Raw genomic sequence first — 15,372 nt, 5'->3', positions numbered from 1 at the left:
GATATTATTCCCAGCTATCTCTTTTTTTATGGCTATCTCCGGGAGAATAAAAGCGATAAACCTATCGCCTAGCCCCTTGCATTTAAGCAATTTCTGATTGGAGCCGATCTCCAAAGTAAATAGCAAGTTGAGAAATGCAACTTCTCCATTCTCGAATTGGCATGGTCCATTTCCTGGAGATTGTATCTGTTGCCAGGTAAATTATCTTTCTTAGCGCATCGTCAGTGGGGTAAGCGGTTTTAGTTTTCGTTACCTTCCTTAATTGTCGGTGGTATCCTTCAATAATGTTTGTGGTATAAATCATTTTTCTGACTTCATACGGATAATCAAAATATGTAGTTAGCTCCAGCCAGTTGTTCTCCCAAGACTTAATGATTATAGGGTGCTTTTTACCCCATTTCTCTTTGAATTCCTCAAAGGCATACTCGGCTTCTTCCAGGGTTAAGCCTTGGTAAACTTTTTTAAGATCAGCTAGTACAGCTCTTTGCTCTTTGTAAGAAACATACTTCATAGAATTACGAATCTGGTGGATGACACATAACTGTATCCTCGTCCTGGGGAAAACGGTGTTAATAGCCTCACTAAAGCCTGAAAGTCCGTCTTTACAGGCTATTAGAACGTCCTCAACACCCCTATTTTTGAGGTCATTACAAACACCTAGCCAAAAACTAGCACTCTCATTTTCACCAATCCAAATACCTAATATCTCTTTTTGCCCGTTTATATTAATGGCAAGTACACTGTAAGCAGCCTTATTTATGATACGGTTATCCTTGCGAACTTTGAAATGAATGGCATCAAGAAATACGATAGGATAGACACGATCTAGTGGCCTTGCTTGCCATTCCGCAATCATTGGCAGTATTTTATCAGTTACTTTGCTAACCATAGTTGCAGAAACTTCCACGCCATAGATGTCTCTCATGTGATCTTCTATATCCCGGGTGGACATGCCTTTGGCATACATGGCAATGATCTGATCTTCAAGTTCATTAGCAGTTGTTTCGTATTTCTTGATGATTTGTGGCTCAAATTCACCGTTGCGGTCACGGGGGATCTTGATTTCTGCTTTACCCATTTGAGTTTGAACAGTCTTTTTACTATACCCGTTTCTGCTATTGCCAGAATGGTCACCTGTTGGATCATGTTTATCGTAGCCCAGGTGAGTATCCATTTCAGCCTCAAGAACCTTTTGAATTGTATCCTTAAAGAGGTCCTTCAGCATGTTATGAATATCGTCCATGCTCTTACATTCTTTAGCTATTTCCGCTACTAACCGATTCTTTGTGTCTTGCATAATTGAATCAACTCCTTATTGGTAGTTATATCCAATTACACAAAACTAGAGACATCCTCAATTTGGTTTATTTCCCTGAACATCATGAGTTAAGGTACAAAATGTAAATACTTTTTATTTACAATTATACCCCCCTACATCGGGGGGTATTTCTAAAGTACAAATGCGGCATAATTTTCTATTCTCTTTCAAATATAGCTTCAATAACATCTATGTAGTTGCTTTCGTTAGTACCACCATGACGATATTCATCATAGTCAATGTCTGGTTCGAAATAGGCATTTATTATGCTTTCAATCTCACCTCGGTCAACGTCTATTGAAGCTTCAGTTAAATCTATTCTGTTTCTAATTATATCCGGCAGATTTGAAAGCAGTTCTGTCAATTCGTCTTTAATGTCTTCTTCAACCATTTGCTCTATTGTGCCTATTGTACCACCCATATCAAATTCTGTATCCTCATAGCCGTGGATTGAATACACTTGATTAGTATTTTCCCTTATTAAATCGCCTAAATCATAGTTTTCACAATAGGATGATGTATCTGCACTATCAAAATACTCCACCATAGCTTCCATTATTTTACTATGACATAATGGAACAAACCAATCAATTATTTCTGCGTCGATAAATTCATCTTGGTAATATTTAAATAAGGTATCTATTGTATCTACCAATTGATCCAGAGCCATATTTGAAAAGATATTATCTATAATGCCCTTATTGGATACAATTTCTGTAAAATTATAAAACTCACGAAGAGGAGCTTGGGATAATGATTCAATGATTTGACTAGTTGAAAGAAGTCCCACAATTGACACAGTATATAAGGATGTTTCATTTAGGAATTGAACTATACTGTCACAATAAAGCTTATTTAAAATTTTAAACTCACATAAAGACGAAACAATAAAATGATTTTTTTCCTGTTGACTTTTAAAGTCTAAATCTAAAATGCTACCATCAGAAATCATTTTAAGTAGAATTTCCTCAAGTTCTACATTCTTATAGCAACGCTGTAACTGATTATAATTGACAATTGATTTCCTAACCTCATCAAGCTCAGTACTGTTCTCGGAAAATACAATTTTTAAATAGTCATTAACAGATGGGTTAATAACTCCAATCTGCTTAACGCCTTTATTATCCACAATATTTATTATTGATTGGTTGAGTCTAGCCAAGACAAGCTCAAAGTGATTAAGTGTATAGTCAACATCATTCATTAATTTCAATCTGTTCCAAAAACATTTTTTAAAAACATCACAGTCTATTTTTGTATCAGTTAGGGAATAAAGAGTACTCATGAATGCTCTGTCTACATTTTGTAATCTTCTATTAAATTCATTTTTCCAGATATCCTCTGGTTTAGATAATACCTCAAATATGTAGTCAAAATATTTAGTAGGTGGTATTTGATTATAATTGTGGGGATTTGTTATATGTTCGATTATACGTGGTGTATAGTTCCGGTGATTTACAATTTTTATATATCGTTTATCCGTTCTTATAGAAGCATAATAATCTTTTGGGATTGCTTTAAATACCAAATGATTATAAAAAATCTTTGCTTTTTCCAATGAACTTATTAAATCCATATTAATGGTATGAACTTTTACTTTGTTCCCTTGCAAAAACACCTTGAATTCTTCTGAACGTTCTTTAGCCTCATTGAAAATGGTAACTCTCGAATTTAGAATAAGCATTTTATTAGGAGAAATTTTGATGTGTTTTATCAGGGAAAGTAATTCAGTTTCTTGTGTATCCTTCATGTTGAAATAATGTTGTCCTAGACAATCATCCAATAAAATAATTTCTGGAAGGTTTGATAATGATCGTTTAAGATCAGTGATGTCACCATTTGCTGTGTAACGGACTCTATATCCTTGGCTAGCAAAAAAAAGTACCAACATTTTAGAGGTTATAGTTTTTCCCACACCTGGAGCACCTATCATCAAAATAATCTTGTTTTTATCTAAACATTTCAAACACTCATCATAAGATGTTGTCTGCACAAAAAACTTGCAATCCTCTTCAATGTCACTAAGTAATGCTTCACAATCTATGAATATATTTTGATTATACACTTGACTTAAAATATCTGATGAATAAAGCCACAGTTTATAATGTTTTCTAACTATGTCATCATTTTCTGGTTTTTGTAAGAAATCATCAATCTCTTTTAATGAGAGAATATTTTTATCCGACTCCATATAACTAGAAAACATATCATATATTTCTTTGGTATTACCATCAGTCAAGGTCATGCCACAACATATATAATATTGCTTCGGCTTCCATTCATTAACTTTTTTAATTTCATGTGTCAATGTAGTTCTGAGATTTGAAAACTGACTGTTTATATAATGTTTTACTTGTACGATAATATTATGTGATATCGTACTATCTGTTAAATCAATTCCTCTATCTCGACCTTTTGCAAATATCCTTAAATCAGTTGCAAGTAATTTTTGCATGATATCTTTACATAATTCTTCAAATTCAACATCATTAAGATTGTGGTAATTAAACACTTTCAATCCTCCAAGCACTTCAAATCTAAAGCAGTATCCTCTTAAGGTCAAACCTCGCGAGGTTCAAATATGGTATCTGGATATGGTAGTCTTCCATTGATATGTCTTAGAAACATCAGATACATCCGTAAATCTTGATAAAACTCATCAAAACTTCCTAACTCTCTGTCCTTATATGCATGAATGGCATTCCTTCTTTGTTGAATATGAAGAATCCATGTATCCCAATTACTACTCTTTTCCCAAAGCTTACCGTTACAGAAAGACCTTAATCTATCAAATCTTAATTCATCTGGATCTTGAATTTTCCCCTTAATTATTACTTTACCTTCATCAGTCATATAATCATTATAAAATACAGATAAAGCCAATCTAACTGTTCCCTCAACTATACTTCCCAAATTAACCCATGCAAGGATTAAACTAGCGTAATCGCTATCCTTGTACTTGCACATAATCCAGTTCCTTAGGTAATATGTTAAGGATACTTGCCAATCTAATCGAGAACGGCTCAATAACTCAGCCGCTTCTATAGGTGCCCAGCCCTGTGCACTCACCCAAAAGTCACATAAACCTTCATTAAGTTTTATTATTCTTTCAACAACCTCACTATTACTTATCTCATTAACATCATTGATTAGTCTAGTATTTAAAAACAAGCTATTACTCCCCCTTGTTTTTCAAAAATACTCAGGCGATGTGTTTTTTACCGTTGTCATTTATTTAAATCTAATAGTTATATAATAGATATCAGATACTTTACCATTGAGTTTATTACTTTGGAAACTTTATAACATTGTTCCACCTTTCTCCTTATTATTCCTCCTGATTTATCCAAAATTGCCGAACTCCCGTATAAATGGGTTATGTCGTGGCACCTATTGCAGTAAGATTAAACTAAAAATTAAAAATCCTAACTCAGGAAGGAAAATATCTAATTCTAGCGAAATCATATAATGTAAATACTACACATCGGATAACCCCTATGTGTGTAATGCAAAAATTGTGTTCCGTTACAACTGACAGAGTTAACAAAGGAGTAATCCAGTAATTTCAAGGGCTCGCAGCTCATCGACCAAAATCTTGGACTTCTAATCCGTAGGTCAGGGGTTCGAATCCCTTCTGGGACGCCATTAAAACCCTGTAAGCATAAGGCTTGCAGGGTTACTTTATTTCTATGGCTTGCGTAATAGCAGCGTAATGGGGACAATTTGGGGACACACTCTGCAAAAAGGCACTTCATGGACATAAACTAACCTCACTATTGCAGGTTGCTAATATGTTTTGCTAATGTTATTGTAAAATCAAAAATAAAAATCAAGGAGGACAAATATCAGCAGAACATACCTTCTCCTTGCTCCATCCCCCACTATGATTGCGTTGATTATCTCTTTATCTTTTACAATGCAAAACCACTCCAGCACATTTGATTGGTTAAAGTTTAACAAACAGATGTACGGTGGGCAAGGTAAAGATGTTGTCAAATTTTGTCTAACGAAGTTTCTAAATTTGTGTAATAATAAGTTATGTGGTTTGTCCATCCGGTTATTTCTTCCTTTTTTGAAAGTGAGGAGGATGCCGGATGAAAATTGAATTTAAGATTTTTAAGAGCAGAAACGGAATAACGCTTTCATTGACAATTAAAAGATATAAAACTAAGTAGTTCCAAAATGCCCGGATGGACATGTTGGTTAGTTATTTACTAACCATCCCACTCCGGGCATTTTAGTAAAATAATAAAAGTTAAAAAATAATAAAATAAACAGAAGGAAAACCCACAAAACCTATTAATAATACTGAACTGTGGGCTTTCCTTCTTTTAAAATACATTTAAATGATAATATATTTATAAGCGTCAATACAGTATAAAAATCTTGAAATTGTTGGTACTACTGAAGGGGAAAATATAAAAGGGCTGTGCAGTATAACCTCTAGTGTCCCGGCTAGGGGTTATGCCTTTTGGGAAATAGAGAACCCACCGAGTGGTGGGTTAAGAGAAACAAAAAACCTTCCTAGTACGGAAGGTTTTAGTTTCATGTATGGCCGCTGATTAGTGGGTTCAGCGGACCGAAACCTTTGTAGATCCCAAACTATAAGTAAAGGACAATTACATTGTAACACATTATATATCTCTGTCAATTTCCCTATTTTGTCGAAAGGTGTACTTATGCATATTTTTGACCATTTTTGTCGACTTTATTCCACAAAGGACCACTTTTTATTTTATCCTCTACTACCGGGTCATCTATTATGTATGCTGTTACGAAAATCGCTACCTTATCCGATGCCAATCTCAGTACGATTACATAACTGTCTGGTGTTACTAAGCAAACTCTTCTTGTATGGTCGTATCGTTTTTTCTTTGAATCCCACCCAGCGTACATAATAAGACTAGGATCTGCCAATGCTTTTTTTATCCAACCAATCCGTAGTGCCCTATCTTTAGAAAAGATGCTTTTATCTGAAATTCTGCGATCCTGACTTACGAAAAACGCATGACCAAACTGGTCTGGTCTAAAACGTACCAATAGTCCGTCATGAGTAAAAACACCTTCCCTGCAGTACTTTTCTTTATAATACTGCCGATATTCTTCCTCGTTAGCTAATTCAATAAGAGGAGCATACATAACAATCACCTTAATTCAATTTTAAAAACGTTAAACTTACGTACAGACTTAGCGGTTTTATATATCCGATGCCCTAAGTTGTTTTCGATTCTGTCTATAAGATGTAATTTCGCTTCACTAGTGTTAAGCTCATGAAAACGATAACCGACTGCTCCAGTTAGAACATCTGCAAGCTGAATCAATAGCGATTCTTTGGAGTTAATTGCTTGTACATCATTTATTCTACCTGCTGCATAACCATCCAGATATCTTCTTAACATTTTAAGTCTATCGGGGTTTTTGTTTTTTTTATGATCTAGATAGATCCAATAATCTTCCCTTTCATCAACCCAATGCTTCAATAATTGGTAGTAAAACTTGTAAAAACCTAACTCACCGTCAGATCCATGATAAGTATCAAGATCTACTAACTCACTATCGACTACAATACATCTAAATCTAAGTGACTTTTCGTCAAAAAACATATCTATTAATTCTGTATAAAAATCAAGTTTATTTAAGGAAACATTTTTCCATTTAATCTCTCCATTTAATTTGTGTTTTTGTTTAAGCCTTTTGATTTCATCTTTCACATCACTTCTGATCGTATATGGTAACCAAATCCCACCAATTATCATATATTTATCTCTTGTGTTATCACTAAAAAGGGTTTCAGGACGGCTTTCATCACAATAAACCTCTATCATTAAAATCACCCTTTATTGCTATAATTCAAATCAATTCTACACTGGTATTTACATTATTTCAATGATTAATGATAGTTTTCTACTGTACAAAACATCTATACTTCGCTGCGCTCTAGCCACTGCAACTTCTACTCTCGGCAGAAATCCTTCAATTCTAAGCAAAGGACAAGTCAATTCATGCGTCTGTGCTTTCCAAGCGTATGGGATAGCGTACGGGTTAACGTATGGATTAAGCGGGGTTGGCGTATGATTTATCTTATATGCATATTTTCGTTTCCCCAAATTTGAGGAAGCTAACCCACTTCAAATCTTAATTCACCTAACTGTAAGCCAAGTTAAATATGCTAAAAAATAAAGGATGCTGCTTTAATCAACACCCTTTTACTTCCTTTTACAATGTCATTCCCGCTGCCTTGGCTACCCACTCAATGGCCTTCCAAGCAACCGAAGCAACCACCGTAACGCAACCTAACACTGTGGTAATGTGTATCATGCTGGCCACCTGCCCTTTACCCACTGCCTGGGCAATGTAACCTGCAAGCCATCCCACCAGAGCCACTAGCATGAGCTGAATTATGGCCGCACCTGGGCCGCCTGGTGAGAAGGTACTACCAACAACCTGCGTCAATGACGTTGCAGCCGTAGCCACCGGCATGGCTTCCTTAAATGCCGCTAGTTGAATACCTATAGAGATAAAGGCACCACCAGCAAAACGTATTAGCTGTCTAGCCTTTCCAACAACTTTACCATTAGGAGAAGCATACCAAGCAATTATTTGCATAAGTCCATAACCTCCTCATAAATAAAACTTTCCTCCCTCTCCCACGACTTGCAGGTCATGGTAAGCCATATCCTAACCCAGTTAAGTGCAAGCAGGTGTTTAATTAGCCCCGGCTGACGATCAGGGTAGTAGGTATAAACACAGTCAACCTTTTCCCGTTGCAGTCGCTTCCTTTGGTGGAGTTTTAAAAGCCGCTCCTGTGCTTTCCGTCTACCATATGCTATACCATTAAAGAACAAGGTCCTGATTTGCTCTGTATCTAATGCCCTGTATTCTACCAATGCTCGAAGCAAGGCATTAACTCGGTAATAACCTCTTTGTCTCTGGTTCAATGTCCCACCCCCCTACATTACCCGGCAATATTCTTTTAGCCTGGGATAGTGGGAGAAACGCCGTCTGTACCTCAATAATAGAAAGGCCGTGTTTAATGTATTGTTACAATAAAAAAGGGATGGTTTTGCGGCCGATGAACCGCAGAGCCAGACCCAAGTAGGCCGGAGCAGTCACGCATAAGCGGGAGCGGAGTGCAGGGAGTGGAGTGGGGTTTGTGGACCGGACCCCATAGATCAACTTGCTTGGCGGGCCACTGGCCCAGCGGAACGAGCGGAACGCAGCGGGAGCGTTGTGTGATTGCGGAGGCCAAGACCTCAAAGCAAGGCACACTATTAGGCCCGACCTAAAATATGCCCAAAAGTAAGGCCTAGTAGTGTGCCGACATGCACAAAACCTGCAACGCTCATCATGCACAAGACCCGTAAGCTGGCAGCCACCGGGATCGGGGGTGGTTAACGTTTGCATTAACTAACCCCAACCATACCCCGCTACTGGTGTCTGCTGACCCCAGAGAGCCTTTGTGCCGACCCCCAAAAACGCTACATCGGCTGGCACTAAGGCCAAGACCCCGGGGAGAGGCAGGGTGCCGAACCCCAAAGGACTACCCCAAATACGGCACTCTGCCGAAGGTGACCAGGACCCTCGTAGGATCGCATGCACAGGACCCATAAGTCAGCCAGTTACCTTGGCAGCCAAACCCCATAGAAATGACCAATAACGGCTGCCAAGGTATCTGGTCGACATGCAGTGTTTTGCTTAAATCAGAGGCTATTGGTATCAACTGCCTGACCCACAAAGCCAGACCCATCAGAGGGCAGTTGGTACCAATAGCATCCATTAACCACGCAGGGACAGCAGCCCTCAGGACGACCAAAAAAAGGGCCAGAAGTCCACAGCCCTTAAAGGCTGCGAACCTCCTGCACCTGGCGGTGTGCGCTGCGCTCAGCAGCGTAGTGTGCCAGCTCTGCCATGGCCACAAAGGCGATGTGCTTGCAGGGCACCTTGCGGCTCATGTAGTCCTTGCAGCTGCAGTAGCTCTTTCTGCCTTCGATATGCACGGCGTACTGCTTGCCGCCGTAACTAACCTGCCCACCAATCTGCACGCCTGATTTAGTGAAGATGCGATAACCAACCTCAAACTTCCAACCAACCTGCAACCCAGCCAGGGCGCGGCCAAACCTACCTGCATCAACCTTACCTAACAGCCTTCTCAACATACCTAACAACCTCCCGTTTTTTCTACCAGCACCGGGCGGTCCCGCTGGGGTCAAGGGTGAGCAAAGCGAAAGCTAGAAAAATTTTTTGCGACCTCAAAGGCTGTACCCCACTGGAGCAAAAAATTTTTCTAGCGGCCCTTGATGCCATGCGGGATTTTGGTTGCCGCCGACCCACGGCTTTCAATGGAAAGACACTGGAGGGGGGGATGACGGACGAAGGCGCAAAGCCCCCCGACCCCAAGATTGGGGCGGGGGGTTGGGGGGCTGGGGTTGAATGACCCGCGAAGCCCGGCAAGCGATCTGCCTACAAGGGCAGTTCGCGGCCCAGACCCCAAAGGATGACCCCGGCAGGCCGGAGGCAGGAGCGGACCCAAAAGAATCGCTTCTTATCTCGCTTTTGCCGGAGGCCTGACCCGCGAAGGCAGGCCCGCTAGTAGGCCGACCCCAAAGGCTTACAGAAGATGGGCCTAGTAGCGGGGCGACATGCACATGACCTGCGGAGGCTACCGGCGACATCATTGGCGGCTACTTTGGCTGCCGGCATCTGCCGACTCTAGGCTAGACAGTCACCATGTCGGCCTTTTCCTCTGGCATTTTCCCTTAAGTCTTTGTCCTCTAATTTATCAATTAACTGGGAAGCACTATTTAAATAACGAAAGGCACCAAAATACAGATTCTCACTATAGTGCTCATCGCATTTGTCCATTAGAGCATGTACTTGTTCCACTAGATCTTTAGGAAATTCAATTTCCTTGAGCTCTTTACACTTGTTCTTAACTGTTCTTCATTGGTTGGTATTCCTTTATGTCCTTGAATATAAATTTTCTCCAGATTTAGTCCTTCTGTTCTTAACAACCTTATCCTCTCCCTATCAAGTTTATTCTGATTCAACTATATCCCGAATTATTACTTTATTATGTAAAAAAGACTGCCAACAAAAAATTTTGCTGTCGGCAGTCTCATCTTCGTGACTAAATATCATATATACGCTCAATCTCCGTCTTTGATAACCCTCTCTGAAGAAGCCAAAACAATAGATATACTTCCTTTACCTCTGGAATTTTCCCTTTAATTCTAACTTTTTCTAGAACTTTTATTTCTTCTTCCCTAATTTTTATATTCTTTTCCCTGAAAGCAGATAAAAGATCCTCTAGAGCTTCAGGGTAGTCATGTATATCATCATTCTCAGGTTTCAACAGTTCCCATAATTCCAATCCCAAAGCCCTAGCAACGGCAGAGATGCTCCTAATCGTAGGATTGGCCATCTTGGCATTCTCAAGATTACTTATATCAGCTTTACTTTTATCAAGTCTATTAGCTAATTCTTCCTGAGTGAGACCAAGTTCCAGCCTTTTTTCTCTTATTCTAGTGGCAAGCAATTGAAGAATTTGATCGTCTTCCATAGCATCCCTCAAACCATATTTTTTCCTGTTAACCTATATAATAGCACAACATTAGCATAAAAAATACATCATGCGATTTAAGGAATTTAGGTACATATAGATTATGCACTCTACTAACATCTACGACAAGTAAATCTTAACCTTAACTAAATCATTTAGTTCCGGGTGCTTCTTAATAAAATCCAAAATATCTTTTAGTCTAGGATCTATAATTAATAACTCCTTTGGAACTGGTTGTAGAAGAATATTTAGAACCTTCTGCTCTCCAATTCCACTGCTTTGCAAATTACCCATAATGGACGAACAGAATATCAAGAGAGGTTCAGCTATCTCTAGAAGTCCTTTAGCAATCGCCGGAGAAAGCTTGTATTGTTCTATTCTAGCTAAATGATAAATTAAATCTTGTTCCTTACTCCTATCAACCTTGGCATTTAGGGACCAGGCTATTTGAGATACCTTCTTAATATAGGTAGACCACTTACTGGCAATTGTCACAAGCATCTTTAGAAGATCAGAGGTTAATTCATTGTACATCTTCTCTATTTTGGAAACGGATATTCCATTTAGGGTGTCATAATTTTTTAGAAAAAGAATACTATCCAAGGCCTTACAATACTCTTCACATCTTCCTCTAGTAACAGAAATATCTTGCAATAGATATGGCATTTCTCGCAAATTTTCCAGCAAAATATCCAACTTTTTCAATACATCCGAACATTCCTCATATAGTTGGTAATTTATATAAGGTGATACTCGAGCCAAAACCTGTAAATACCTTTTACACATACCATATCTTGATGCGGTTTCAGAAAGCGATAAAGCATAGTCCAAATTGTTCTTGATCTTGTCCCCATCCTTTGGGTTAATAAGGGATACTTGCCTTTTCCATTCTGTATTTCTAATTAGGTGACCAGTAAGGCCCAGAAGTTCTGCCTCCTTCTGCAACTTCATCTGTGCATCCTTAAACAGCAAATGAGCATCCTCTAAGAACATACACACTTCTTTAAGTCTCTTAAAGTTTAGGTCTAATTCAAGTTGTCCGATCATCTTAAGAAACCTATGCATATCGATAGGTCCTTCCACTCTTAGCTCTTTTTTACCCAGGTAGGGTTTAAGTCCTCGATTAACCTTGTACTGTAACTTCGAACACTCCTGCCAATCTGGAAGATCTGGTCTTGGTCTATCAATATCCTCAGCAATTGATGAAAGAACACTAACCATTTCCATATGTTCAGTGGGGTGTTTAAGAACCTTAAGCAAATCGATAAGTTGACTTACTCTTTCTTTCTCTTTTAGAGGCATCTCTTCCCTGAGAGTCCTAACAAGATCATTTAATATCGACTGCACATTACTAATAAATAAATTAAGCTCCAGTTCACCTATTTTATACTGGTGACTAATTTTAGATGGATCGATTCTAAAAATTGTCAATATGGGGTCGATATCCTTATATGTCTTCTTCATCTCCGCCAGTTTAATGGCGTCATAAATACTCTCTCTTAAAAGAAACCAGTCTTTAAATAAGTTTCTTATATCTAAGCACATTTCTTCGGGCAGCAAAATTTGCTTACTTGTTAAATCCTCTGGGTAATTAATAGCCTGTCCCTGATAATCCTTAGCGATGGATGCAGGAATTTCAGGCCCACCTTGACCCAACTCCATCAAAACCATAAACAACAAATAGGATAAATCACTTATAGGTAGCCCTATCTCATTCTCAAGTTTTGAGTTTAGCTTATGCTTAAGTTTTTTGGCATCATTTAGTATAAAATGTAATTGCTCAGATGTTTGAAGAACGTCCGCAAGTAATAGTTCCTTACTTTGTCCCCGCTTAAGGTGAATGTAATTAAGAGAATAAGCTGTGTGACCTAATGTTCTAGGAACCTTTACACCATCGAAATTATCTATTCCCTCAAAAGATATAGGGATTTTACTTCCCTCAATGGACTCATCCCATTTTAATATCGGCGACAATCTTGCGGTATTGGGCGATATAATGTTGCATGGTTGACTTAATTCCCTACAAATATGGGCAATACCAAGCCTTATCCCCTTTAATAATTCTTTATTAACCTCTCGCCCCTCAAGCCAATCCCTAATGGCTGCCTTACCGGTATTAAGTTCTGTAACTGCTCCCTCTAGATCACCATTAATCTGGGTAACTTGAGACCTTAGTGAAGAGAGATTAGAAATAGATGCAGTAAAACATTTTGCCTGACCATCCTCATCTCCAAAGAATATACTTAGTGCACTCCCACTCATACTGATAACCCCATCATCCTTTACACTATCCGGGGCATAGGCCTCACCAATTAGCCTAACTGTGCTATTAGAGTGGTCAACTGAAATTTCACGCTGGATATAACCCTCCAGGGCACCTGCAATGTCGCCTAGTGCCAACTTTTGTAAAATTTCACCCATCGTCAAAATAAAATATCTTGCTTTACCTTTACCTCTAGGAAGAGACTTATAAATTCTTTTTAAAAATGCCTGGTTAAATGGTGAGAGATTAGCTTTGTTTGACATGCCCATCTGAAGCTCAATGCAATTGCTTACTAGGGAGCATCTTTCACAAACAAACCCACCCATTCTTTTGATTTCTGAAATGTACTTTTCAGCAAAGATGTGACAGTTTTCCGGGGAAATGAAAAAAGAGGATTGTCCTTGCTCATCGGTTAACCAAAGTTTAATTAAACGGTCGTCAAAGGTATCAAGGTTTGTTATTCTACTTAATATCTCCCGGCCTCTTTTGCTGGTTTCAAAAGAAGCAGGGGTTAGACCTAGCACAGTATCCCAGTTTCCTTCCTCCATTGTAATAAAAAAATCAAGGAGATCGGTGGAGTATAAGTTCATGGACTGGACTAAATCATCAATAAATAGGAGGGGGCGGATCCCTGTTTTAGCCATCAGTTCCTGGCTAATTGATCTAAGAGTATCTACAAAATTATATCCACCTAAAATAGACTGTTCTAATTCCCGAGCCATCAGATATCTTAGTTGCTCACAGTTGATGTCCAAAGGAATTGCACATTGACGTACTAAATCTTCCAATTCCTCTAGGGAGATTAGTTCAGCACTTCTCTCTTGAAACTCACTAGGATTATCTATTCCCGAAAAATTAAGATGAAGGTTATGCTCAATGAGTGGACGTAATTGATAGCTTAGGGGAATTATCTCACTGTCACTGGGTAACATTTTACCCAAAGAAGCCCAAACAAGATGGTTAGCCAAAGTCACAGGTTTCTTTCTTAAATCCTCCCACTGATGATAAACCGTAATATCCAGGTCAATTCCCTTAAATTTTGCTAATATCTTGTGGAGAATTCGAATGGGATCTAGCTCTGTTCTTGATATTCTTATCATATAAGGACGGCGATTGGTCTTTCCCGCATGGTACTCCAACCAACGAATCATTTCAGACTTACCGGAACCCGCCGCACCATACAATACATATGTCCTATTCCCCACACTCACCCTTGAATCTGACATAATTTCACGGAAAAGTGCCTCCTCAGACCAGGTTGTAACCTGTCCATCTGGTCTAAACCTTTTCATTTCCACAGGAAAATGTGTTCTGAGGAAGAGTTCTTCACCTAAAAGAAATCTCTGATCAGCCGTTGCAGAAAATATACCTAAATTACTTTCTTTGATACATGGGAGCATTTTTTAACCCTTCCCCCTTCCGTATCCATTTGATAGACATATCCCCTAAATAACTCTTGTAAGGCAAGTCCTGCTTTTGCTCAAGACTGATCAGGCCTTCCTTCGCTAAAATAAGTAATGGTATTATTAAAGATTGTGAAATATCCCCACCTTCGTTCTGCCAGGGTAAATACTTACTAAGATGCTCCTCAAGCAGTAACTGCACGGGTCCCTCATCTTCATCCCACATATCAATAATTTCCGAGATAAGTTCGGGCTTATAACAACACATAAAGCCAGAAGCAATTCTCCCCCCTAGTCCAAGGTATTCTATCACTCTACGCCACGCATTAATCTTTTCTTCACTAAAAACCTCTGGAGCATCTATTGAATTGGCTGTTTGATGAAGCTTAAATCCCACCAATCTATTTGGCAAGATAAATATTCTCTCCACAAGTTCTAAATACCAGGGATCCATTGGGTGAGAAGTAGTTTGACTACCCACCTGAATATTTCTTAAGTTGCGAAGTAAATGTACCTTAAAGTTTCCAACAGGAGACCCAACTGCCTCATACTTACCCAAATTATTCCGGTTAATTAGTCCTGAAGATACTAGGAATGTGATGGCATCATCTAGATTTGCACGAGGACCCATTTCCCCCTCAATGATTGGCAAATAAGAACCGTATAAGGTATCCTTCTCAACTGGGCCATTTATGTAGATAAACTCATAAATGGATTGTAATTCCGGGCCATAGATGGTCTTAAAGAGCAATTTTTACACCTCCCCTTGTTGTATTTTTTTACAACCATATGTTATAATTTATTATAACACATATCAGTTAGTTGAAAA

The 15,372-nt window shown here is 38.8% G+C and carries 13 protein-coding genes; 1 reads left to right on the top strand and 12 read right to left on the bottom strand.

Annotation, left to right across the window (positions count from 1 at the left end):
* Positions 1-82: 82 nt before the first annotated feature.
* From ACYQ03_RS06635 to ACYQ03_RS06600, 8 genes are all read right to left on the bottom strand, one after another.
* On the bottom strand, positions 83-1,297 hold the full coding sequence (locus tag ACYQ03_RS06635; RefSeq protein WP_459908590.1) for an IS256 family transposase: 1,215 nt from the start codon (positions 1,295-1,297) through the stop codon (positions 83-85).
* A 178-nt stretch (positions 1,298-1,475) separates the two neighbouring features.
* Positions 1,476-3,830, bottom strand: a complete 2,355-nt coding sequence (locus tag ACYQ03_RS06630; RefSeq protein WP_459908588.1) for an nSTAND3 domain-containing NTPase — start codon at positions 3,828-3,830, stop codon at positions 1,476-1,478.
* Between the two features lie 47 nt (positions 3,831-3,877).
* Entirely contained in the window at positions 3,878-4,489 is a 612-nt protein-coding gene (locus tag ACYQ03_RS06625) for a hypothetical protein (RefSeq protein ID WP_459908586.1), read from the bottom strand.
* Between the two features lie 1,506 nt (positions 4,490-5,995).
* Positions 5,996-6,457, bottom strand: a complete 462-nt coding sequence (locus tag ACYQ03_RS06620) for a hypothetical protein (RefSeq protein WP_459908585.1) — start codon at positions 6,455-6,457, stop codon at positions 5,996-5,998.
* A 5-nt stretch (positions 6,458-6,462) separates the two neighbouring features.
* On the bottom strand, positions 6,463-7,143 hold the full coding sequence (locus tag ACYQ03_RS06615; protein ID WP_459908583.1) for a DUF3800 domain-containing protein: 681 nt from the start codon (positions 7,141-7,143) through the stop codon (positions 6,463-6,465).
* A gap of 391 nt (positions 7,144-7,534) precedes the next feature.
* Complete coding sequence (locus ACYQ03_RS06610; RefSeq protein ID WP_459908581.1) at positions 7,535-7,924, bottom strand: hypothetical protein; 390 nt, start codon at positions 7,922-7,924, stop codon at positions 7,535-7,537.
* Positions 7,915-8,256 carry a hypothetical protein gene (locus ACYQ03_RS06605; RefSeq protein WP_459908580.1) on the bottom strand — a complete coding sequence of 114 codons (342 nt, stop codon included), beginning with the start codon at positions 8,254-8,256 and terminating at the stop codon, positions 7,915-7,917. Before ACYQ03_RS06605 ends, ACYQ03_RS06610 begins: the two co-directional genes overlap by 10 nt.
* Before the next feature lie 900 nt (positions 8,257-9,156).
* Entirely contained in the window at positions 9,157-9,474 is a 318-nt protein-coding gene (locus ACYQ03_RS06600) for an SWIM zinc finger family protein (protein WP_459908578.1), read from the bottom strand.
* 56 nt (positions 9,475-9,530) lie between these two features.
* Here ACYQ03_RS06600 and ACYQ03_RS06595 point away from each other — a divergent pair, with 56 nt between their 5' ends.
* Entirely contained in the window at positions 9,531-9,752 is a 222-nt protein-coding gene (locus ACYQ03_RS06595) for a hypothetical protein (protein WP_459908576.1), read from the top strand.
* A gap of 275 nt (positions 9,753-10,027) precedes the next feature.
* On the opposite strand, the gene ACYQ03_RS06590 is transcribed toward ACYQ03_RS06595, so the two are convergent.
* From ACYQ03_RS06590 to ACYQ03_RS06575, 4 genes are all read right to left on the bottom strand, one after another.
* Positions 10,028-10,201, bottom strand: coding sequence for a hypothetical protein (locus ACYQ03_RS06590; protein WP_459908574.1), 174 nt, complete (start codon positions 10,199-10,201; stop codon positions 10,028-10,030).
* Between the two features lie 244 nt (positions 10,202-10,445).
* Entirely contained in the window at positions 10,446-10,877 is a 432-nt protein-coding gene (locus ACYQ03_RS06585; protein ID WP_459908572.1) for a helix-turn-helix domain-containing protein, read from the bottom strand.
* Between the two features lie 120 nt (positions 10,878-10,997).
* Entirely contained in the window at positions 10,998-14,540 is a 3,543-nt protein-coding gene (locus ACYQ03_RS06580) for a hypothetical protein (protein ID WP_459908570.1), read from the bottom strand.
* Positions 14,515-15,294, bottom strand: a complete 780-nt coding sequence (locus ACYQ03_RS06575; protein WP_459908569.1) for a hypothetical protein — start codon at positions 15,292-15,294, stop codon at positions 14,515-14,517. Before ACYQ03_RS06575 ends, ACYQ03_RS06580 begins: the two co-directional genes overlap by 26 nt.
* Between the last annotated feature and the right edge of the window lie 78 nt (positions 15,295-15,372).

The sequence above is a fragment of the Desulfotomaculum defluvii genome, from assembly GCF_054657375.1.
This window is presented reverse-complemented; position numbering and strand designations above follow the sequence as displayed.

What these genes read in the sequence shown, in the direction of transcription:
- ACYQ03_RS06635 (WP_459908590.1), bottom strand. Translation starts at nt 1,297, where the DNA reads ATGCAAGACACAAAGAATCGGTTAGTAGCGGAAATAGCTAAAGAATGT.
- ACYQ03_RS06620 (WP_459908585.1), bottom strand. Translation starts at nt 6,457, where the DNA reads ATGTATGCTCCTCTTATTGAATTAGCTAACGAGGAAGAATATCGGCAG.
- ACYQ03_RS06615 (WP_459908583.1), bottom strand. Translation starts at nt 7,143, where the DNA reads ATGATAGAGGTTTATTGTGATGAAAGCCGTCCTGAAACCCTTTTTAGT.
- ACYQ03_RS06610 (WP_459908581.1), bottom strand. Translation starts at nt 7,924, where the DNA reads ATGCAAATAATTGCTTGGTATGCTTCTCCTAATGGTAAAGTTGTTGGA.
- ACYQ03_RS06600 (WP_459908578.1), bottom strand. Translation starts at nt 9,474, where the DNA reads ATGTTGAGAAGGCTGTTAGGTAAGGTTGATGCAGGTAGGTTTGGCCGC.
- ACYQ03_RS06585 (WP_459908572.1), bottom strand. Translation starts at nt 10,877, where the DNA reads ATGGAAGACGATCAAATTCTTCAATTGCTTGCCACTAGAATAAGAGAA.
- ACYQ03_RS06580 (WP_459908570.1), bottom strand. Translation starts at nt 14,540, where the DNA reads ATGCTCCCATGTATCAAAGAAAGTAATTTAGGTATATTTTCTGCAACG.